Annotated in this window: 16 protein-coding genes; 6 read left to right on the top strand and 10 right to left on the bottom strand. The window is 72.2% G+C overall.

Annotated elements, in window-relative coordinates:
* Positions 1-166 precede the first annotated feature (166 nt).
* A complete protein-coding gene (locus tag ACZ7L7_RS10395) occupies positions 167-778 on the top strand; it encodes a class I SAM-dependent methyltransferase (protein WP_285510731.1) in 612 nt (203 codons plus the stop codon).
* A 49-nt stretch (positions 779-827) separates the two neighbouring features.
* On the opposite strand, the gene ACZ7L7_RS10390 is transcribed toward ACZ7L7_RS10395, so the two are convergent.
* The 5 genes from ACZ7L7_RS10390 to ACZ7L7_RS10370 form a co-directional block, all read right to left on the bottom strand.
* Entirely contained in the window at positions 828-1,976 is a 1,149-nt protein-coding gene (locus ACZ7L7_RS10390; protein ID WP_285510474.1) for a S1 family peptidase, read from the bottom strand.
* 142 nt (positions 1,977-2,118) lie between these two features.
* Complete coding sequence (locus ACZ7L7_RS10385; protein ID WP_285510475.1) at positions 2,119-3,186, bottom strand: hypothetical protein; 1,068 nt, start codon at positions 3,184-3,186, stop codon at positions 2,119-2,121.
* A 209-nt stretch (positions 3,187-3,395) separates the two neighbouring features.
* The gene (locus ACZ7L7_RS10380) at positions 3,396-4,334 is read right to left on the bottom strand and encodes an N-acetylneuraminate synthase family protein (RefSeq protein WP_285510476.1); all 939 of its coding nucleotides are present in this window, start codon (positions 4,332-4,334) and stop codon (positions 3,396-3,398) included.
* A gap of 14 nt (positions 4,335-4,348) precedes the next feature.
* Complete coding sequence (locus tag ACZ7L7_RS10375; protein ID WP_453600990.1) at positions 4,349-5,566, bottom strand: N-acylneuraminate cytidylyltransferase; 1,218 nt, start codon at positions 5,564-5,566, stop codon at positions 4,349-4,351.
* Positions 5,567-5,828: 262 nt separating this feature from the next.
* The gene (locus tag ACZ7L7_RS10370; protein WP_285510478.1) at positions 5,829-7,157 is read right to left on the bottom strand and encodes a DUF6716 putative glycosyltransferase; all 1,329 of its coding nucleotides are present in this window, start codon (positions 7,155-7,157) and stop codon (positions 5,829-5,831) included.
* 198 nt (positions 7,158-7,355) lie between these two features.
* Here ACZ7L7_RS10370 and ACZ7L7_RS10365 point away from each other — a divergent pair, with 198 nt between their 5' ends.
* The 3 genes from ACZ7L7_RS10365 to ACZ7L7_RS10355 all read left to right on the top strand — a co-directional run bounded on the left by ACZ7L7_RS10365 (position 7,356) and on the right by ACZ7L7_RS10355 (position 10,984).
* Positions 7,356-8,342: a glycosyltransferase family 2 protein gene (locus ACZ7L7_RS10365; protein WP_285510479.1), complete on the top strand. Its 987-nt coding sequence runs from the start codon at positions 7,356-7,358 to the stop codon at positions 8,340-8,342.
* Positions 8,339-9,676, top strand: coding sequence for an alpha-2,8-polysialyltransferase family protein (locus ACZ7L7_RS10360; RefSeq protein ID WP_472075528.1), 1,338 nt, complete (start codon positions 8,339-8,341; stop codon positions 9,674-9,676). The genes ACZ7L7_RS10365 and ACZ7L7_RS10360 overlap by 4 nt, the downstream gene beginning before the upstream one ends.
* A 183-nt stretch (positions 9,677-9,859) precedes the next feature.
* Positions 9,860-10,984 (top strand): acyltransferase family protein, encoded by a 1,125-nt coding sequence (locus tag ACZ7L7_RS10355; RefSeq protein WP_453600999.1) that lies wholly within the window; start codon positions 9,860-9,862, stop codon positions 10,982-10,984.
* 15 nt (positions 10,985-10,999) lie between these two features.
* Here the strand turns inward: ACZ7L7_RS10355 and ACZ7L7_RS10350 are convergent, their stop codons facing one another.
* Positions 11,000-11,623 (bottom strand): TetR/AcrR family transcriptional regulator C-terminal domain-containing protein, encoded by a 624-nt coding sequence (locus ACZ7L7_RS10350; RefSeq protein ID WP_472075526.1) that lies wholly within the window; start codon positions 11,621-11,623, stop codon positions 11,000-11,002.
* 71 nt (positions 11,624-11,694) lie between these two features.
* Here ACZ7L7_RS10350 and ACZ7L7_RS10345 point away from each other — a divergent pair, with 71 nt between their 5' ends.
* A complete protein-coding gene (locus tag ACZ7L7_RS10345) occupies positions 11,695-13,089 on the top strand; it encodes an FAD-dependent oxidoreductase (protein WP_472075524.1) in 1,395 nt (464 codons plus the stop codon).
* 12 nt (positions 13,090-13,101) lie between these two features.
* On the opposite strand, the gene leuE is transcribed toward ACZ7L7_RS10345, so the two are convergent.
* Positions 13,102-13,749: a leucine efflux protein LeuE gene (gene leuE / locus ACZ7L7_RS10340; RefSeq protein ID WP_093724987.1), complete on the bottom strand. Its 648-nt coding sequence runs from the start codon at positions 13,747-13,749 to the stop codon at positions 13,102-13,104.
* Positions 13,750-13,817: 68 nt separating this feature from the next.
* Positions 13,818-15,398, bottom strand: a complete 1,581-nt coding sequence (locus ACZ7L7_RS10335; protein ID WP_285510483.1) for an acyl-CoA mutase large subunit family protein — start codon at positions 15,396-15,398, stop codon at positions 13,818-13,820.
* 235 nt (positions 15,399-15,633) lie between these two features.
* Between ACZ7L7_RS10335 and ACZ7L7_RS10330 the strand changes: the two genes are divergently transcribed.
* Complete coding sequence (locus ACZ7L7_RS10330) at positions 15,634-16,464, top strand: L,D-transpeptidase family protein (protein ID WP_285510484.1); 831 nt, start codon at positions 15,634-15,636, stop codon at positions 16,462-16,464.
* 245 nt (positions 16,465-16,709) lie between these two features.
* Here ACZ7L7_RS10330 and ACZ7L7_RS10325 read toward each other — a convergent pair whose 3' ends face one another.
* Positions 16,710-17,720, bottom strand: a complete 1,011-nt coding sequence (locus ACZ7L7_RS10325) for a hypothetical protein (protein ID WP_472075522.1) — start codon at positions 17,718-17,720, stop codon at positions 16,710-16,712.
* Positions 17,720-18,394 carry an RNA polymerase sigma factor gene (locus ACZ7L7_RS10320; protein WP_093724993.1) on the bottom strand — a complete coding sequence of 225 codons (675 nt, stop codon included), beginning with the start codon at positions 18,392-18,394 and terminating at the stop codon, positions 17,720-17,722. The genes ACZ7L7_RS10325 and ACZ7L7_RS10320 overlap by 1 nt, the downstream gene beginning before the upstream one ends.
* Between the last annotated feature and the right edge of the window lie 62 nt (positions 18,395-18,456).

Genomic DNA, 18,456 nt, shown 5'->3' with positions numbered 1-18,456 from the left:
CTCGATCACGGGCACGGCCCCGGCCACGGGCACGGCCCCGGCCACGGGCACGGACTCGATCACGGGCACGGCCCCGGCCCTGGCCCCGGGCACGGCCCCGACGACAGGCACGGCCCCGACCACGGACCCGGATTTCGTACGGGCGGCCAGGGCGTCGTACGACGCGATGGCCGACCCCTACACCGAGCGCCATCCGGACGGCCTGGGCAGCCGCCCCCTGGAGCGGGCCCTGCTCACCGCCTTCGCGGAGGAGGTGCGCGGTCACTCCAGGGCCCCGGTGGGCGATCTGGGCAGCGGACCCGGGTATGTGACCGCGCGCCTGCACGAGCTGGGCGTGCCGGTGTTCGGGGTGGACGTCTCGCCGCGCATGGTCGCGCTGGCCCGCGAGGCCCATCCGCATCTGCGGTTCCACGTCGGCACGATGACCGCGCTGGACCTGCCGGAGGAGACGCTGGGCGGCATTACCGCCCTGTACTCGATCATCCACATCCCGACCGAGCGGCTGACCGCCGTGTTCCGGGAGTTCCGCCGGGTGCTGGTGCCGGGCGGGCACGTCCTGCTGTCGTTCCAGTTCCCGGGCGGGGAGACCGACACGCTGCTCCATCTGTCGGAGCGGTTCGGCAAGGAGATCTCGCTGAGCTACTACCTGCGCACCCCGGAGACGGTCGCGGCGCATCTGCGCGAGGCGGGCCTGGAGCTGCGGGCGCGGACGGTGCGGGAGCCGGTGGAGGAGGAGAAGTACACGAGGGCGTACTTGATGGCCCGCAGGCCGGAGTGAGCCGCCGGGCCCGGCGACAGCGTTGTCACCGGGCCCCGCCGGCGGTCGGTCAGGCGGTGTGCAGGGTCAGGCCGTAACGGGAGAGGATCTCGTTGACCGGCTGGAACCAGGTCTCGCCGCCGGTGGAGCAGTTGCCCCAGCCGCCGGAGGTGACGCCCTGCGCCTGGTCGCCGCTGATGAAGGAGCCGCCGGAGTCACCGGGCTCGGCGCAGACGCTGGTCTTGGTCATCTGGTGGACGGCGCCCTGGGCGTAGTTGACGGTCTCGTTCCTGGCCAGGACCGTGCCGCAGTGCCAGTGGGTCGTGGAGCCGGAGCGGCAGATCGAGGTACCCACCGGGGCCTCCGCGGAACCGCGGACCAGGCGGTCCGGGATCGTGCCCCAGCCGAGGACCACCGGCACGGTCCACCAGCCGCTGTGGATGCTGACGTAGGCGTAGTCGTTGCCGGGGAACGAGGAGCCCTGGAAGGTGCCCATGGCCGAGCCGTCCCAGCCGCGCACCGCCGCCCCGGCCTGTGCGCAGTGCCCGGCGGTGACGAAGCCGCCGTGCACGGAGAAGCCTATGGAGCAGCGGACGTTTCCCGTGTAGTACGGGTCACCGCCGACGGTGCCCGCCGCGTAGGTGCGCGGCGCCTCGGGCGTGTACGCGACCTCGACGGGGCCGGTGCTCCGGGCGCGGTCGACGAAGGCCCGTACGGCGGAGGCGTTCCGTTCGCCGCGTACGACCGTGACGACCACGCTGTTGGCCTCGGGGTCGACGTGCCAGCCGGCCACTCCGGACGGTGCCAAGAGCGCGTTCAGCCGGGTCGTGACCCGGTCCAGGGCGGCGGCGCTGTGCTTCACGAGCCGGGTGTCGGCACCGAGGGCGCGTATCTCGCCGGCCTTGGCGCGGTCGGTGAGGGCGACCACGAGCCTGCCGGTGGACGGCTCGAACCAGGAGCCGCCGTAGGCGCGCCCGGCCGCCGACCGGGCGGCCTGCTCGGTGTCGAGGGCGGCGCGTTCGGCGCGCAGCCGCTCCTTCGCCTGGGTCTTCGTCAGGCCGAGGTCGCGGCTCATGGCGTCGAGCAGACCGGGCGAGACGGAGGTCTCGGTGGCTCCGGGGGTGGGGGCGGCGTTCGCGGTGCTCGCCTGGGCGGTGCCGAGTCCGGTGGCGAGGAGCAGGGCCGCTACGGCGGCGCGCAGGGTGACGGTGCGTCTCATGGGGGGCCTCCTGGCGGGGTTGTGGGGAGCTGGAGGAGGTGAGAGCGCTCTCAGAACGCACTCGCTCGCACCGTAGAACCCCTGCCTTGGCAGGTCCATACCAAATTCAAGCCGTCCGCCGAACGGAGTACGCCCACACGGCTCAGGCCAGGTTCACCGCCAGCCGGTGGACGCCCTTCGCCGAGCCGGTGACTCCGGAGAGGAAGCCGTGGGCGCGCGGAGAGGCGTGGGAGGTGAGCCAGGCGGGGTCGATGTCGCAGACCGCCAGCCGTACGTCCGTCCCGGCCAGGGCCAGGGGAAGGGTGTGGACGACCGTGGAGGGGAAGCTGAGGACCTCGCTGCCGATCGGGCCGCGGCAGGCGATCAGCTCCAGGGGGAGGTCCGGGCGGACGACTTCCAGGCCCGTCTCGACGGCCAGCCGGTGCAGCTTGTCGGCGCTCTCCCGGCGGTGCGCGAAGTAGCGGGTCGCGCCGTGGGTCCTCGCCAGGTAGCGCACCGCCTCCAGGTAGCGGTCGCCGTCGACCACGCCGGTCTCCACCAGGGAGGTGCCGACCAGGTCGGCACTCCGGGTGATGCGGGGCGGGCCGAAGCGGGACCGGGTCCAGGCGAAGGTGTTCGCCGAGACCTCCAGGCCCGGCAGGGTCTCCTGCATCGGCATCGAGGAGAAGACCTGCACCCGGCGGCCGCGGCCCGGGGTGAGCCTGCGGCGGGCCGCCGAGGAGGCCGGGGCCAGAACCAGGTCCCGGGGGGCCGTACGGCCCCCCTTGCGGTGCCAGCGCACCAGGCGCTCGCCGCGGGCCAGTTGGGCGACGAACTCCATGGTCGCCGTGCCGTCGTCCACCACCACCAGGTCCCGGGCCGGGGTGATGGCCAGCAGGAGCTGGACATAGCGGGAGAAGGGGTCCCCGAGGACCACACGCGGAGCCCGGCGGAGCATGCCCGCCAGGCCCGCCACGGTACGGAACGGCGCGCCCGCGCCGCCGCGCGCCTCCTCCCAGCGCAGCTCGTGCCCCTCCTCACGGGCCAGCTCCGCCATCCGGCGCAGCTGGCCGCGGGTCATCGGGTCGACCGGGGACAGGACCACCACGGTGAGCCCCGCGCCGAGCGCGTGCGGGTGCGCGTGGGCCCACTCCAGCACGTTCAGCAGCTGTACGGGGCTCTCGACGAACGCGAGGCTGCGGGTACCGGCATTCCCGGCGCGGGGGCTCATCTGCGTACGACCGTCCCGTCGTTGGAGAATCGGGGGTGGGTTGAATCGGATCCGAGGGCTGCTGGATCCGACCAACAGATGGGGTCCGACCAGCAGGTGGGATCTGACTAACGGGTGGGGGCTGACTAACAGGTTGGATCTGACTAACGGGTGGGATCTGATTAACGGGTTGGATCGGATCAAATCCTCTCAGATCCGATCCAACAGGCTCAGACCGACACGGGTTCGCCGGCCGCCGCGGCGTTCTCCGCCTCGACGACGACGCCCTGGACCCGGCGCAGCTTCCTCATCGGGCCCAGCTCGGACTCGTAGACCTTCTTGATGCCGTCGCCGAGGGACGCCTCGATGGTGCGGATGTCGCGCACCAGCCGGGTCAGGCCCTGCGGCTCGACCGAGGCGGCCTGGTCCGAGCCCCACATGGCGCGGTCGAGGGTGATGTGCCGCTCGACGAAGGCGGCGCCGAGCGCGACCGCGGCGAGGGTGGTCTGCAGGCCGGTCTCGTGGCCGGAGTAGCCGATCGGGACGTTCGGGTACTCGGCCTGGAGGGTGTGGATGACCCGCAGGTTGAGCTCCTCCGCCTTCGCCGGGTACGTCGAGGTGGCGTGGCAGAGCACGATGTTGTCCGAGCCCAGCACCTCCACCGCGTGGCGGATCTGACGCGGGGTCGACATGCCGGTGGAGAGGATGACGGTGCGGCCGGTGGCGCGCAGGGCGCGCAGCAGCTCGTCGTCGGTGAGCGAGGCGGAGGCCACCTTGTGGGCCGGGACGTCGAACTTCTCCAGGAAGGCGACGGACTCGATGTCCCAGGGGGAGGCGAACCAGTCGATCCCCTTCTCCTTGCAGTACTCGTCGATCCGGCGGTACTCCTGCTCGCCGAACTCCACGCGGTGGCGGTAGTCGATGTAGGTCATGCGGCCCCAGGGGGTGTCGCGCTCGATGTCCCACTGGTCGCGCGGGGTGCAGATCTCCGGGGTGCGCTTCTGGAACTTGACGGCGTCGCAGCCGGCCTCGGCGGCGGCGTCGATCAGCTTGAAGGCGTTCTCCAGCTCGCCGTTGTGGTTGATGCCGATCTCGCCGCAGATGTAGACGGGCTGGCCGGGACCGGCCAGGCGCGAGGGACCGAACGAGCGGAGTCGGGAGTTGCTCATGGCGGGAGGTGTCCTTACTTGGTGAGGGAATCGAGGGAGGGGCCGAGGATCCAGCCGGCGATCTCCCGGATCGCGCCGTCGCCGCCCGGGACGGTGGTGACGGCGCGTGCGGCGCCGCGCACGACGTCGTGGGCGCTCGCGACCGCCACCGGCCAGCCCACGAGGGCGAAGCACGGGAGGTCGTTGACGTCGTTGCCGACGTAGAGCACGCGCTCCGGCGCGATGCCCTGCTCCTCGCACCACTGCTTGAGGGCGAGGTCCTTGCGGTCGACGCCGTGCAGGACCGGGATCTTGAGCTTCCGGGCCCGGGCGGCGACCACCGGGTTCTGTTCCGTGGAGAGGATCAGCATCCGCAGGCCCGCCTGACGCAGGGCCGCGATGCCGAGGCCGTCCCCGCGGTGCACGGAGACGAACTCCCTTCCGTCGGCGTCGATCAGCACCCGGTCGTCGGTCTGGGTGCCGTCGAAGTCGAGGACGACCGCGTCGATGTCCTCGGCGGCCGGCAGCGCGCCGGGGCGGCCCGCGTCGAACAGGGGCGCGAGGGCGCGGGCCCGCGCGAGGTCGTGCGGGTCGTCGATCTCCAGCACGCGCGCGGGGTCGGTGCGGACCAGTTCGGTGCGGCCGAAGAAGCGGTGGTGGTGGGTGCGGAAACCGGCCGCGTCCATCGCGTAGGCGGTGCCGGTCTCCAGGTAGTCCTGGGGGCGGTCCTGGCGGCGCGGGCGGTAGGACTTGTCGTGGTTGACGCCGACGCCGCCCTCCTCGGGTTCCTCGGCGTCGCGCCAGACGAAGCCGTGGAAGGGGGCCACGGTGACCGCGGTGTCGGCGCCGTTCTCCACCACCGCCGCCGTGACGGCGTCGATGTCCTCGCGGGTCACGAAGGGGCTGGTGCACTGCACGAGCAGCACCACGTCCACCTCGGTCCGGTGCCGTTCCTCGTGGCTGTCCAGGGCGTGCAGCACGGCGGCCTCGGAGGTGGCGGTGTCCCCGGCGATGGCGGCGGGCCGCAGTACGACCTCGGCGCCGGCCTGCCGGGCGGCGGCGGCGATGGCCTGGTCGTCGGTGGAGACCACGACATCGGTCACCAGCCGCCCGGCCCGGCACTCACGCACCGCCCGGGCGACCAGCGGCACACCGCCGACAGGGGCGAGGTTCTTCGCGGGCACGCCCTTGGAGCCACCGCGGGCGGGGATGACGGCGAGCACACGGCGCGCGGGGGCGGGCGAGTCGGGCATGGGGTGCACTCCTGGTGCGGGGTGGGGGACGGGTGTGGTCTTCACAGGTCACGCTCCGGTCGCCGGAGGGCGGGGGCCGGTGGCAGCGCCCGGCGGACCGGGCAGGGGTGCGTCTGCTGCACGGGCCGGCGGGGCGTACGGGGCGGGGCCGGGGTGGCGGTCGCTGTACTGGCGTCCGCCGTGCGGGGAAGAGCCGCGGCGCTCACAGCTCCGCCAGAACAAGCCCCGACGCTCACAGCTCCGCCGGGAAGAGCCGCGGCGCTCACAGCTCCCCCATCCGCCGGATCACCGGCGCCACCCGCTGCACGCCGTGCCGGTAGGCGCCGCGGGCGGCTCGGCGGACGAGTTGGCGGACCGGGCCGGGGGCTCGGTCGTGGGCCGGGGCGCCGGGAAGCGGGGAGCCGTCCGGGGCGAGGTGGTGGCGGGCGAGGATGCCGGGGAGGTATCCGGGGGCCGTGGCGGGGGTGTAGTACGGGGTCAGCGGCGGGAGCGGCAGGGCCAGCAGCTTGGCGATCCGTTCGCGGGCCGCGTCGAACGCGCCGTCCGTGGCCACGCCCTGGCGGGACACCCACTCCTCGTCGGGGACCGGGCGGTGGCCCGCGTCCAGCTGGTCCCAGGAGGCCAGGCAGCCGGATCCGACGAAGTGGTGGTTGCCGAGCTGCTCACGCACCCCGAGGTCGGTGAGGACCGCGGTGGGGATACGGCGGTGCAGGGACTCCAGGGCGGCCGTGGAGCTGACGGTGACCAGCAGGTCGGTGCGGTCCAGCACCTCGCCCATATGCCCGTACACCAGCTGGAAGTTGGCGGGGGCGGCCAGCTTCTCCGCGAGCTTCTGGTACGGCAACTCCTCGATGTGCGTGGTGTGTTCGCCCGGTCTGGAGCGCAGCTTCAGCAGGACCTGCCGCTCGGGGTGCAGCCGGGCGTGCCGGACCAGGCGCTCCAGCAGGTACGTACGGTCCCGGCGGTTCTCCGGGACGGAGGGCTGCGCGGCGAAGACCACCGTGTACGGGTCGTGCTCCCCGGTGTAGGGCGCGCCGCCCAGGAACGGCAGCGCGACCTCGGTGACCGCCGAGGCGTCGGCGCCGACGCCCTCGTAGACCGCGCGGAACCGCTCGGCGTCCTGGCGGGAGTTGGCGAGGACGAGGTCGGCGCCGTGCCGCAGCAGCAGTCCGTCGGCGAGCTTCTCGTAGACGACGCCGACATAGCCGGTGATCACGACGGGACGCTTCTCGCGGTCCTCCCACACACGCTTGAGGCCGTGCAGCACGGCCTGCACCCCGCCGCCGACGAGGGCCAGTACGACCATGTCGTACTCCTCCTCCCCCATCGCGCGCAGGAACTCCACCGCCGTCACCTCGCGCAGCGAGTCCGCGCGCACGCCGACCTCGGCCAGTTGGCGGGCGGTGGGCGTGGCCCGGCCGCGCAGCAGGAACCCGTCGAGGACAAGGGCGGCTTGCGGGCCATCCCCGGCTCCGGATTCGACGGCCGGGCCCGGGGCGATGCGGCCCGCCGTGAGAGCACCCCATTTCCATCGGGTGTCGGAGTCCGCGAGGACGGCGATGCGCGGCGGCTTCGTTGTACTTGCTGGCACGAAGAAGACGCTAGGAAGCATTTCCCAGGTATAGCCCAACCTCGAATCAACAAAGAGTTAACAACACCCCACCGCGAGTCGAACCGGCCCGTGGAAAGGCGGAAAGCACGGGCGATGCACGGATCCGACACATTCAGTTCACCCGCCGTACGCGCGCCGTCAAGTTCCCTCGCGGACCGCCGTTCTAATCTTCTGCGGGTGCCAAAGCTTTCCGTGATCGTGCCGTTCTACAACGTGCAGCAATACGCGCCGGACACTCTGAGAAGTCTTCGGGCCAATGCTCGTAAGGACTTCGAGTTCATCCTGGTGGACGACCATTCGGCGGATGACACTCCGGTGATCCTCGAACGCGCTGCCGAACAACTCTCGGATGTCGCACAGGTGCGCTACATCCGACGCGAGGTGAACGGAGGACTCGCCACCGCCCGCAACACCGGACTGGACGAGGCGGGAGGGGAGTTCCTCACCTTCCTCGACGGCGACGACTGGCTGGCGCCGGGCTACCTCGGCGAACTGGCCGCCGCCGTCGAGGAACTGGGCTGCGACTTCGTGCGCACCGACCACGTCCAGGCCAAGGCCCGGGCCCGTTCGGTGCACCGGGTGCCGCACGGCCGCCGCGGCGAGGTCCTCGACCCGCGCGCGGCGATCCTGCCCGCCGACCGGACGACCTCCGTGGACTACGCCTACGCCTGGGCCGGCGCCTACTCCCGCCGGCTGCTGGACGCGGGGCTGCTGCACTTCACGGACGGACTGCGCACCGCGGAGGACCGGCCGTGGATCTGGAAGCTGCACCGCGAGGCGAGGTCGTTCGCCGTGCTCGGCCTGCTCGGCGTCTTCTACCGCCGGGGCGTGGCCGGTTCGCTCACCCAGATCGGTGATGTCCGTCAGCTCGACTTCATCCGGGCCTTCGACCAGGTGGTCGAGGAGACGGCGGCCGACCGGGAGGCGGACCGGCTGCTGCCCAAGGCGGTACGCACCTACTGCGCGATCATCGCCCACCATCTGTCGGACGAGTCCAAGTGGGAACCGGCCGTGGCCAGGAAGCTGCGGACCATGAGCGCGGCGGCCATACAGCGCATGCCGCAGGACGCGCTCGGAGACGTACTCGACACCATGGACCTGCGCCGGGCCGGCCGGCTGCGGCGGCTGCGGCGCCGGTTCACCACTGCCAAGGCGGCCGCATGACTGCTCGTCGGACCACCCAGATCCACTGCGTCTCCACCCTGTACGGCGCCGCCACGCTGGCCGCCGCGCTGGAGTCGGGGTGCTTCGCGGAGGCGGACCGCCGGCTGCTGCTGGTGTTCACCACCTCCGCCTGCCCGGAGACCACGGTGCCCGTCGACCGGATGCCGGGGTTCGAGCCACTGCGCGACCACTTCGACGCGGTGCTCTCCTTCAACGAGGCGATCCGCCCCTTCCACCCCGGCGCCTGGGCGCCGCGCCAGGAGGACCTGCCGCTGTTCGAGCGGTACGTGCGGCTGCTGTGGGGGCTGGGCGAGGACCGGGTGGAGCTGGTCCTGGAGTCCCTCCAGGTCAACCCGGCGCTCGCGGTGGCGCAGATCTTCACCGGCGCCCCCGTCCATGTCTACGCCGACGGCCTGATGAGCTACGGCCCCACCCGCAACAAGCTCGACCCGCTGGTCGGCACCCGGGTGCGGCGCCTGCTCCACCTGGAGCTGGTGCCGGGCCTGACCCCGCTGCTGCTCACCGAGTTCGGGGTGCCCGCCGAGGTGGTGCCGGGCGAGGCCTTCCTGAAGGTGATGGGCGAACTCGCGGGCGCGGTCGAGGACCTGCCGGTGCTGCCGGACGACTGCGCGCTGCTGCTCGGCCAGTACCTGTCGGCGCTGAACATCATGACGCCGCAGGAAGAGGAGGAACTGCACCTGAGGATGGTGCGCGGCGCCGTCGCCCGCGGGCACCGCGCGCTGGTCTTCAAGCCCCACCCCACCGCGCCCGCCCGCTACAGCCGCGCCCTGGAGACCGAGGCCGAGCGGCTCGGCGTCGAACTGACGGTGCTGGACGTCCCGGTGCTCGCCGAGACGCTGTTCGAGAAGTCCCGCCCCGCTCTGGTCGTCGGCTGCTTCTCCACCGCCCTGTTCACCGCGTCCGCCTTCTACGGCCTGCCCGTCGCCCGCATCGGCACCGAGCCGCTGCTGGCGGGGCTCGCGCCGTACCAGAACAGCAACCGCGTCCCCGCCGTGCTGGCGGACGCGCTGCTGCCGGACCTGGAGCGGCGCGAGGGCGAGGAGCCCGTCCCCGAGGAGACCCTGGGCGCGCTGATCGCCGCCATAGGGTTCACCATGCAGCCGCAGATCCACGCGGACCTGCGCCCGGCCGCCGAGCGCTATTTGTCCCAGCACTACTCCCCGCGCACCCGCCGCTTCTTCAAGCGCAAGCGCCTGACCGCCCTCGGCCTGCCCGGCGGTATCCCGCAACGCCTGTCGTTCCTGCCGCGCAACTCCGTGGCGCGCCGGGTGCTGCGGCGGGCGAAGGCGTTGGGGAAGTCATTGAGACGCTGAACCGTTCGGGCCCTCACCCGCGTGGGGGCCCGGACCTTTCGACCGCACGAGAAAGGCAAAACGACGTTCAGGTGAACTCACCAGTACTACCGGACCAATTACGGGCCGGTCTGCTGAGGAATTCCCTCGCCCCTGACTAGCGTGCGTCACGCACCCGGCGTTCATCCGACAAGGGGAATTTCTGTGGCCTCCACGACCGTCCGCACGGTGATCGATCCGCCCCGGCGGGCGCGGCGGACGGCTCCCGGACCGACCCGGCTGCGCGCGCTGGACGGACTGCGGCTGCTGGCCGCGCTGATGGTGGCCGCCTATCACTACGGCGGGCGGGGCGGCGAGGTCTCCGACGCCTGGGGCAGCTCCGCGGCCGACCAATTCCCCGCGCTGCACGGGTACTTCGCCTACGGCTGCCTGGGCGTCCAGGTCTTCTTCGTCATCAGCGGGTTCGTGATCTGCATGAGCGGCTGGGGGCGGCCGCTGAAGTCCTTCTTCGCCTCCCGCGCCGCCCGGCTGCTGCCCGCGTACTGGGCCGCCGTGCTCCTGGTGACCGCGGTGTTCGCGCTGCCGGTCGTGGCCTACGAGGCGGTCGCGCCGAGTGACGCGCTGGTGAACCTGACGATGCTCCAGCAGCCGCTGGGCGTCGACCGGGTGCTCGGGGTCTGCTGGACGCTGTGGGCGGAGGTCCGCTTCTACGCGCTGTTCGCCCTGTGTGTGGTCCTGCCCGGCGTCACCCGGCGGCGGGTGGTGCTGTTCTGCGCGGGCTGGACGCTCGCGGCGGTCGTCGCCGAGGCCGCGCACGAGCCGCTGCTGGACCTGGTCCTGATGCCCGAGTACGCGCCGTTCTTCATCGGCGGCGTCGGCCTCTACCTCGTCCACCGCGACCGCCGGGACCCCTACGCCTGGGGCATCGCCGGGGTGGGCTGGCTGATCGGGCAGCACTACGCGGTGCGCGGACTGTGGCAGGCGCCGGGGCCGGACGTCTTCGCGCACCGCTCCTCGTTCGGCATCGTGCTGGTGGTGACGCTCGGCTTCCTGGCCGTGGCGGCGGTCGCGCTCGGCCTGCTCGGCCGGGCCGACTGGCGCTGGCTGACCGTGGCCGGGGCGCTGACGTACCCCTTCTACCTGGTCCACGAGCATCTGGGCTGGGTGGTCATCCGGGCCCTCCACCAGGAGCTCGGCCTGTCCTCATGGGCGACCTTCGCGCTGACGGTCGCCTCGATGCTGCTGCTGGCCCGGCTGCTGAACCGTTACGTCGAGCGGCCGCTGACGCCGCGGCTGCGGGACGCCCTCGCCGGGCGGCGGCGCCGCTGACGGACCCGCCCGGGGTCAGCGCACCCCGTACGTGGCCTCGATCCCGGCGAGGACCATCGCCAGGCCCTCCTCGTAGTGCGCGTCGAAGTCGGCGAAGATCTCCGGGCCCGCCGCCGCCGTCAGGGGGAAGTCGGCCAGCCGCTCGGCCCTGGCCTCGATGGGGGGCACGGCCGCCTGCTCCTCGGTGACGAAGCCGAGGGTGTAGGTGTACGTGGTCGTCGTGGCCCGGACCGCCTGCGGCAGGGTGAAGCCGGCCGAGGTGAACAGGCGCAGGTTGTCCTCCATCTGCTCGGCGTACTCGTTGCCGGTGAAGCTGGAGCCGCTGAAGACCTTGGCGCCGTCGCGGTAGCGCAGCAGGGCCGCGCGCAGTCCGCGGTTGGACTTCAGCAGCCGCTCCCGCCAGGTGTCGGCGGGGTCCAGGTCGGAGTCCGCGATCATCCGGCGGTACATCTCGGTCGCCATCTCGTCCAGCAGGGCCTGCTTGTCCTTGAAGTGCCAGTAGAGGGCCGGCGCCTTGACGTCCAGTTCCTTGGCGATGGCCCGCAGGGTCAGGCCGTGCAGACCGGCCTCGTTCAGCAGCTTCAGCCCGGCGGCGGCCACCTGGCGGCGGTCCAGGGGGGCTCTTCGTTCCTTCGTCACGCTTGACAGCTTAACGCCGTTAAGGCCATCCTCGTGAACGACGGCACTTAACAACGTTAAGGAGAAATGCCATGGAAACCGACGTTTTGATCGTGGGTGCGGGGCCGACCGGGCTCGCCCTCGGCGTGGATCTCGCCCGGCGCGGCGTGGACGCGCTGGTGGTGGAACAGGCGGACGCCCTGTTCCCCGGCTCGCGCGGCAAGGGGCTCCAGCCCCGGACGATGGAGGTCTTCCACGACCTCGGAGTCGTCGAGGCCATCCAGGCGGCGGGCGGGCGCTACCCGGTCGGGATGGTCTGGAAGGACGGCCGCCGGCTGGGTGAGCACCACCTGTTCGACCCGGCCGAGCCGACCGAGGACGAGCCCTACAACGACTCGTGCATGGTGCCGCAGTGGCGGACGCAGGAGATCCTCTACGCCCGGCTGCTGGAGCTGGGCGGGAGCGTCGCCTTCGGACGGGAGGCGGTCTCGCTGGAGCAGGACGCCGACGGGGTGACCGTCACCTTCGCCGACGGGGGCACCGTCCGGGCCCGGTACGCGGTCGCGGCGGACGGCGGCCGGTCGGCGGTGCGGCGGGCGCTCGGGGTCGGGATGACCGGCGAGACGGTCGACCCGCAGCCGACGCTGGTGGCGGACGTGCGGCTCACCGGCATCGACCGGGACAACTGGCACATCTGGCCGCCGTCCGAGACCGTGGGCTTCTTCACCATCTGCCCGCTGGCGGGCACCGAGGACTTCCAGGTGGTGGCGCAGTTCCCGGAGGGCGCCGAGGTGGACACCTCCCCGGACGGCGTGCGCAAGACGGTGGCCGAGCGCACCCACCTCGCCCCCGAGGACGTCACCGAGGTCCTGTGGGCCTCGGACTTCCGGCCCCGGGCCGCGCTGGCGGACAGCTTCCGCGTCGGCCGGGTCTTCCTCGCCGGGGACGCGGCGCACATCCACTCACCGGCCGGCGGCCAGGGCCTGAACACCAGCGTGCAGGACGCCTACAACCTGGGCTGGAAGCTGGGGGCGGTGCTGCGCGACGGGGCCGACCCCGGGCTGCTGGACACCTACGAGGAGGAGCGGCGCCGGATCGCCGCCGACATGCTCCAGCTGACCACCGGCGTGCACCGCGGGGAAGTCCGGCGCGGCAAGGAGACCCGGCAGCTCGGGCTCGGCTACCCCGACTCCTCCCTCACCGAGGAGACCCGCACCGAGCCGGAACCGCTGCGGGCGGGCGACCGCGCGCCGGACGGCAGGCTGGGCGGCGTACGACTGTTCGACGCGTTCAAGGGTCCGCACTGGACGCTGGTCGCCGTCGGCACCGAGGTGCCGCAGGTGCCCGCAGCGGTCCACGTGGTCTGCGGCCCGGAGCAGCCGTACTACGGACAGGGCCTGTTCCTCGTACGGCCGGACGGGTACGTCGGCTGGGCGGGCGCGACGGCCGAGGGGCTGCCCGCCTATCTCGCCCGGTTCGGTCTGTAGGTCTCCGGTCGCCTACGCGCTCGCCATCGTCAGCTTCACCGCGAAGCCGAGGAACAGCGTGCCCGCCGCCGAGGTGGCGCCCGCCGACAGGCGCTTGCGGCGGCGGAAGGCGGCGGCCAGCTTCGTCCCGCCGAATATCAGGGCGCTGAGGTAGAGGAAGCTGGCGAGCTGGGCGAAGGCGCCCAGCACCACGAAGGACAGCGCCGGGTAGGCGTACTGGGGATCGACGAACTGCACGAAGAAGGCGACGAAGAACAGGATCGCCTTGGGGTTGAGCAGGCTGACGACGAAAGCGCGCCGGAAGGGCCGCTCGTCGGCGGCCGGGGCCGGGGCCTGTTCGGCGGTGGCCTCCCGCCGGGTCCGCCACATCCCCCAGGCCGCCCGCAGCATGCCGACGGCCAGCCAGGTCAGATAGCCGGCACCGGCGTACTTCACGACGGCGAACAGCACGGCGTTGGTCTGCAGCAGCGAGGCCACTCCGGCCGCGGACAGGGTCATCAGCACCGTGTCCCCGCACCACACGCCGGCCGCGGCGGTGTACCCGGACCGGACGCCCTTGCGGGCGGCCACGGAGAGCACGTACAGCGAGTTGGGGCCGGGCAGCAGGACGATCAGGATCAGGCCCGCGAGATAGGTGGGAAGGTCGATCACGCCGAACATGGAAGGGAGTGTCGCACGAGGGTGTGACACTCCCTTACCGGATTTCGCAGGGCGAGACGGACGGCCCCTCAGAAGGCGTCGGAGGGCACGTAGGTGCCCCAGACCTCGCGCAGCGCGTTGCAGACCTCGCCGACCGTCGCGCGGGCGCGCAGGGCGTCCTTCATCGGGTACAGGACGTTGTCCTCGCCCTCGGCGGCCTTCTTCAGGGCGGCCAGGGCGGTGTCCACGGCCTGCTGGTCCCGCTCGGCGCGGAGCTTGGCGAGCCGCTCCGCCTGCTGGGCCTCGATGGCGGGGTCCACGCGCAGCGGCTCGTACGGCTCCTCCTCCTCCAGCTGGAAGCGGTTGACGCCGACGACCACCCGCTCGCCGGAGTCGGTCTCCTGGGCGATGCGGTAGGCGCTGCGCTCGATCTCGCTCTTCTGGAAGCCCTGCTCGATGGCGGTGACCGCGCCGCCGAGCTCCTCGACCTTGCGCATCAGCTCCAGCGCGGCCCCCTCGACGTCGTCGGTCATCTTCTCGATGACGTAGGAGCCCGCGAACGGGTCGACGGTGGCCGTCACATCGGTCTCGTAGGCGAGTACCTGCTGGGTGCGCAGGGCGAGGCGGGCCGACTTGTCCGTCGGCAGCGCGATGGCCTCGTCGAAGGAGTTGGTGTGCAGGGACTGGGTGCCGCCGAGGACCGCCGCGAGGCCCTGGACGGCGACGCGGACCAGGTTCACCTCCGGCTGCTGGGCCGTCAGCTGCACACCGGCGGTCTGGGTGTGGAAGCGCAGCATCAGCGACTTGGGGTTCTTGGCGCCGAACTCCTCCTTCATCACCCGCGCCCAGATCCTGCGGGCCGCGCGGAACTTGGCGACCTCCTCCAGGATGGTCGTGCGGGCCACGAAGAAGAAGGACAGACGGGGGGCGAAGTCGTCGACGTCCATGCCGGCGGCGACGGCCGTACGGACGTACTCGATGCCGTCGGCGAGGGTGAACGCGATCTCCTGCGCGGGGGACGCGCCGGCCTCGGCCATGTGGTAGCCGGAGATCGAGATCGTGTTCCACTTCGGGATCTCGGCCTTGCAGTACTTGAAGATGTCCGCGATCAGGCGCAGGGAGGGCTTGGGCGGGAAGATGTACGTCCCGCGCGCGATGTACTCCTTCAGCACGTCGTTCTGGATCGTGCCGGTCAGCTTGTCGGCGCTGACGCCCTGCTCCTCGGCGACCAGTTGGTACAGGAGCAGCAGCAGGGCGGCGGGGGCGTTGATCGTCATCGACGTGGAGACCTTGTCCAGCGGGATCCCGCCGAACAGGACGCGCATGTCGTCGATGGAGTCGATGGCCACACCGACTTTGCCGACCTCGCCGGAGGCGATCGGCGCGTCGGAGTCGTGGCCCATCTGGGTGGGCAGGTCGAAGGCGACCGACAGGCCCATGGTGCCGTTGGCGATGAGCTGCTTGTAGCGGGCGTTGGACTCGGTGGCGGTACCGAAGCCGGCGTACTGGCGCATGGTCCAGGGGCGGCCGGTGTACATCGTCGGGTAGACACCGCGGGTGAAGGGGTACTTCCCCGGTTCGCCCAGCTTCTCGGCCGCGTCCCAGCCCGCCAGGTCCTTTGGCCCGTAGACCGGCTCGATGGGCAGTCCGGACTCAGACTCGCGCGCCATGGTGTGTTGCCTCCCGCCGAGCAGTTTCGCTCGCTGCCTATTACTCACTGGTACAGCCCGACCCTTCGACGGACTGTAGCCGCGTGCGGCGCGCCCGGAGGAGTGCAGCACGCTGGGACCTTCCTCACAGCCGCGATGCGGTCCCGGTCACAACGATGCACCGTCGTTCGCAACCAGTCATCCGCGGGGAGCATCTCTAGGGACATCCACGTCTTTTGGGGGCCGGATGGTGAGCATGAGGAGATCGGCCGCGGCACTGGCGTCGGCGGCCGTACTCGCGGGCTGCACGGTGCAGACGGGCGAGGACGGCGGGTCCCCGGTACGGATCGAACTGCCGGACCGTGAGCCGTCGGCGTCGGCGTCCCCGGAGTCCCCCGGCGGGAAGGCGTCGGACGACGCCAAGCCGAGTGCCTCCCCTTCCTCCCCCGCGCCGCCCAAGGTCCTCTGGTCGCGCGGCGACACCGGCCGGGACGTCCGGGAACTGCAGGCCCGGCTGCGGCAGGTGGCGTGGCTCTTCGACGGGCCCACGGGGACGTACGACGACCTGACCGAGCGGGCGGTGAAGGGGTTCCAGGGCAAGCGGGGACTGCCGCGCACCGGCAAGACGGACACGGTCACCTGGAAGCGGCTGCTGAAGATGACCACCGAGCCGGGGAAGTGGGACCTGTACCTGATGGGCGGGCAGCCGGCCGCCGAGCCCGATCCGCGGTGCCTGACCGGGCGGGTGCTGTGCATCGACAAGACGAGCCGCACCCTGCGCTGGATGATCGACGGGCGGACCCTGACCACGGTGGCGGTGCGCTTCGGCTCGCAGTACACGCCGACCCGCGAGGGCGTGTTCCAGGTGTACTGGAAGTCCCGGCACCACCACTCCACGCTGTACGACTCGCCGATGCCGTACGCGATGTTCTTCAGCGGGGGCCAGGCGGTGCACTACTCGTCCGACTTCGCGGCCCGGGGATACGCGGGCGCCTCGCACGGCTGTGTGAACGTCCGGGACGAGGCGGCGATCGCGGAACTGTTCGACCAGGTCCGCAACGGCGACAAGGTCGTCGTCTCCTGGTAGCTGTGGGGCGCGGACGGGACCGGGGGAACGTGTCCCGCCCGCGCCAGGTGCACGAGCCGTAGGTACGGGGGGAACCCCGGCTCAGTGCGAGGGCCGATGACCAGTCGGCTCACTTGATACTGCGCCCCCGTCGCCGAAAACGTCACACCCCGCGCGAAAAAATCTTGCGGCTTTACTGATGCGCAGGTCAGGGGGTGTGTCGTGGGGGATTGTTGGGGGCCGTGGGGCGGTGCCGGGGCCGTCGGTCAGAGGGCCGGGCGGTGGGCGCGGGCCAGGGCCGCGGCGGCCGCCGGGGAGTCGGTCGGGGCGTCGGCGGAGCGGTCGCGGCGGTCGTCGTCCCGGCCGTGGTTCCTGCCGTGGCCCTCGCCCTTGCCCTGACCGTGGCCGTGCCCCTTGCCGTGGCCACGGCCTCGGTCGTCGTCGTCCTGGTCGCCGTCGTCGTCGTGGTCCTTGCCCCGGCCGTCGGGCTTGGTGCGTTCGTGGTCGACGCCGAATCCCGCGAGCAGGCCCCTGCAGTACTTCGTGACGCGGGCGGGGTGGCCCGCGAGGGTTTCCAGGGCCTGGCGGCGTTCGTCGGAGAGGTGGCGACCGGCCCGGACGTCGCGGCAGGCGGCGGCCACGGCGGCGCGGGACCAGGCCTCGTCGGTGTCCTTGTGGCCGTCGCGGGGGGAGGGGTCGGGCCGGGTGCCCGGCTGGTGCGGGGTGGCCGGGGGCGGCATCGTCCCGCTCAGTTCCCTGCCGGACGGGGGCTCGCCGCCCAGGGTGTCCTTCGGGGACGGCGACGTCTGCGGGCGGTCGGGCACGGCGGCCGAGACCGAGGCGGCCGGGCTCGGTTCGTCGCTGTCGAACGGCGTGGGCAGGGCTCCGGTTCCGGCGGCGACCGCGACGCCGCCGAGCATGCCGACGGCGAGCGCGGCGGCGAGCCCGAAACGGGCCCGGCGCGCCCAGCGGGGGGCCCGGGTCTCGCGTGCGGGGGTGCCGATCCGGACCAGGCCGACGTCCGCCGCGTCCTCGCCCGCGGGGGCGCCGGAGGCACCCTCACGAGGGGAGCGGGCCGCGCGGAACGCCGTCAACGCGGCGGCCTCGCCCGGGAGTTCGGTGCTGATCGGGGCCGGTTCGGCGGTCAGCGCCTCCAGCGTCTTGGCGAGGCGTTCGGCTTCGTCCCGGTCGACCGGGTCGACAGCGTCCAGTGGCTCACCGTTCAGCAGACGTTCCGCCGTCTCGGGGTCCAGCCATCTGAAGCGCTCATCGGCCATCACACATCCTTCTGCGTCCGCGCGCGCGTATGCGTCACACTCGCGGACGTCACCGCACGCCCGCGCGGTTCTCGCGGAGAGGGCATCGCGTCGAGGACCCCGGCGGATTCCGGATCGGTGCCGGGCGGGTCGCCGAGGAGTTCGGCGAGGCGCTTCAGACCCCGGTGCGCCGCGGTGCGTACCGCGCCCGGACGCTTGCCCAGGGTGTCGGCGGCGGTCTTCGCGTCGAGGCCGACGACCACGCGCAGCACGACGGCCTCGGCCTGGTCCTGCGGGAGCCGGGCGATCAGGGACAGGGTGCTGTCGGTGGCCAGCGCCTCGATGGCCTCACCGGCGGTGTCGCACTCGGCGGCGCGTCCGGTCAGTTCCGTCTCGTCGCCGACGGTCGCGGGGCGGCGCCCGCGCATGCGTATGTGGTCCAGCGCCCGGTTGCGGGCTATTCGGGCGGCCCAGCCGCGGAAGCGGTCCGCGTCCCCGCTGAAGCGCTCCAGGTCCCGGGCGATCTGCAGCCACGCCTCCGACGTCACGTCCTCGGCGTCGAGGTCGCCGACCAGGGTCCGTACGTATCCGAGCAGGCGAGGGTGCACCGTGCGGTACACAGTCCGGAACGCGGTCTCGTCCCCGTCCTGTGCCGCAAGCAGCGCGGCGGTCAGCTCCGCGTCGTCCCCCAGCACTCGGTACCTCTGTTGGTGGTCAGGTGGATGCCCCGGTCAGGCGGGCCCGCCGACGGTTTCAG

The organism is Streptomyces sp. NPDC110618, from assembly GCF_055657065.1.
This window is presented reverse-complemented; position numbering and strand designations above follow the sequence as displayed.

Bases quoted from the DNA above. Each gene is read 5' to 3' on its own strand.
- ACZ7L7_RS10395 (WP_285510731.1), top strand. From the start codon at position 167: ATGGCCGACCCCTACACCGAGCGCCATCCGGACGGCCTGGGCAGCCGC.
- ACZ7L7_RS10390 (WP_285510474.1), bottom strand. From the start codon at position 1,976: ATGAGACGCACCGTCACCCTGCGCGCCGCCGTAGCGGCCCTGCTCCTC.
- ACZ7L7_RS10385 (WP_285510475.1), bottom strand. From the start codon at position 3,186: ATGAGCCCCCGCGCCGGGAATGCCGGTACCCGCAGCCTCGCGTTCGTC.
- ACZ7L7_RS10380 (WP_285510476.1), bottom strand. From the start codon at position 4,334: ATGAGCAACTCCCGACTCCGCTCGTTCGGTCCCTCGCGCCTGGCCGGT.
- ACZ7L7_RS10375 (WP_453600990.1), bottom strand. From the start codon at position 5,566: ATGCCCGACTCGCCCGCCCCCGCGCGCCGTGTGCTCGCCGTCATCCCC.
- ACZ7L7_RS10360 (WP_472075528.1), top strand. From the start codon at position 8,339: ATGACTGCTCGTCGGACCACCCAGATCCACTGCGTCTCCACCCTGTAC.
- ACZ7L7_RS10345 (WP_472075524.1), top strand. From the start codon at position 11,695: ATGGAAACCGACGTTTTGATCGTGGGTGCGGGGCCGACCGGGCTCGCC.
- leuE (WP_093724987.1), bottom strand. From the start codon at position 13,749: ATGTTCGGCGTGATCGACCTTCCCACCTATCTCGCGGGCCTGATCCTG.
- ACZ7L7_RS10335 (WP_285510483.1), bottom strand. From the start codon at position 15,398: ATGGCGCGCGAGTCTGAGTCCGGACTGCCCATCGAGCCGGTCTACGGG.
- ACZ7L7_RS10330 (WP_285510484.1), top strand. From the start codon at position 15,634: ATGAGGAGATCGGCCGCGGCACTGGCGTCGGCGGCCGTACTCGCGGGC.
- ACZ7L7_RS10325 (WP_472075522.1), bottom strand. From the start codon at position 17,720: ATGGCCGATGAGCGCTTCAGATGGCTGGACCCCGAGACGGCGGAACGT.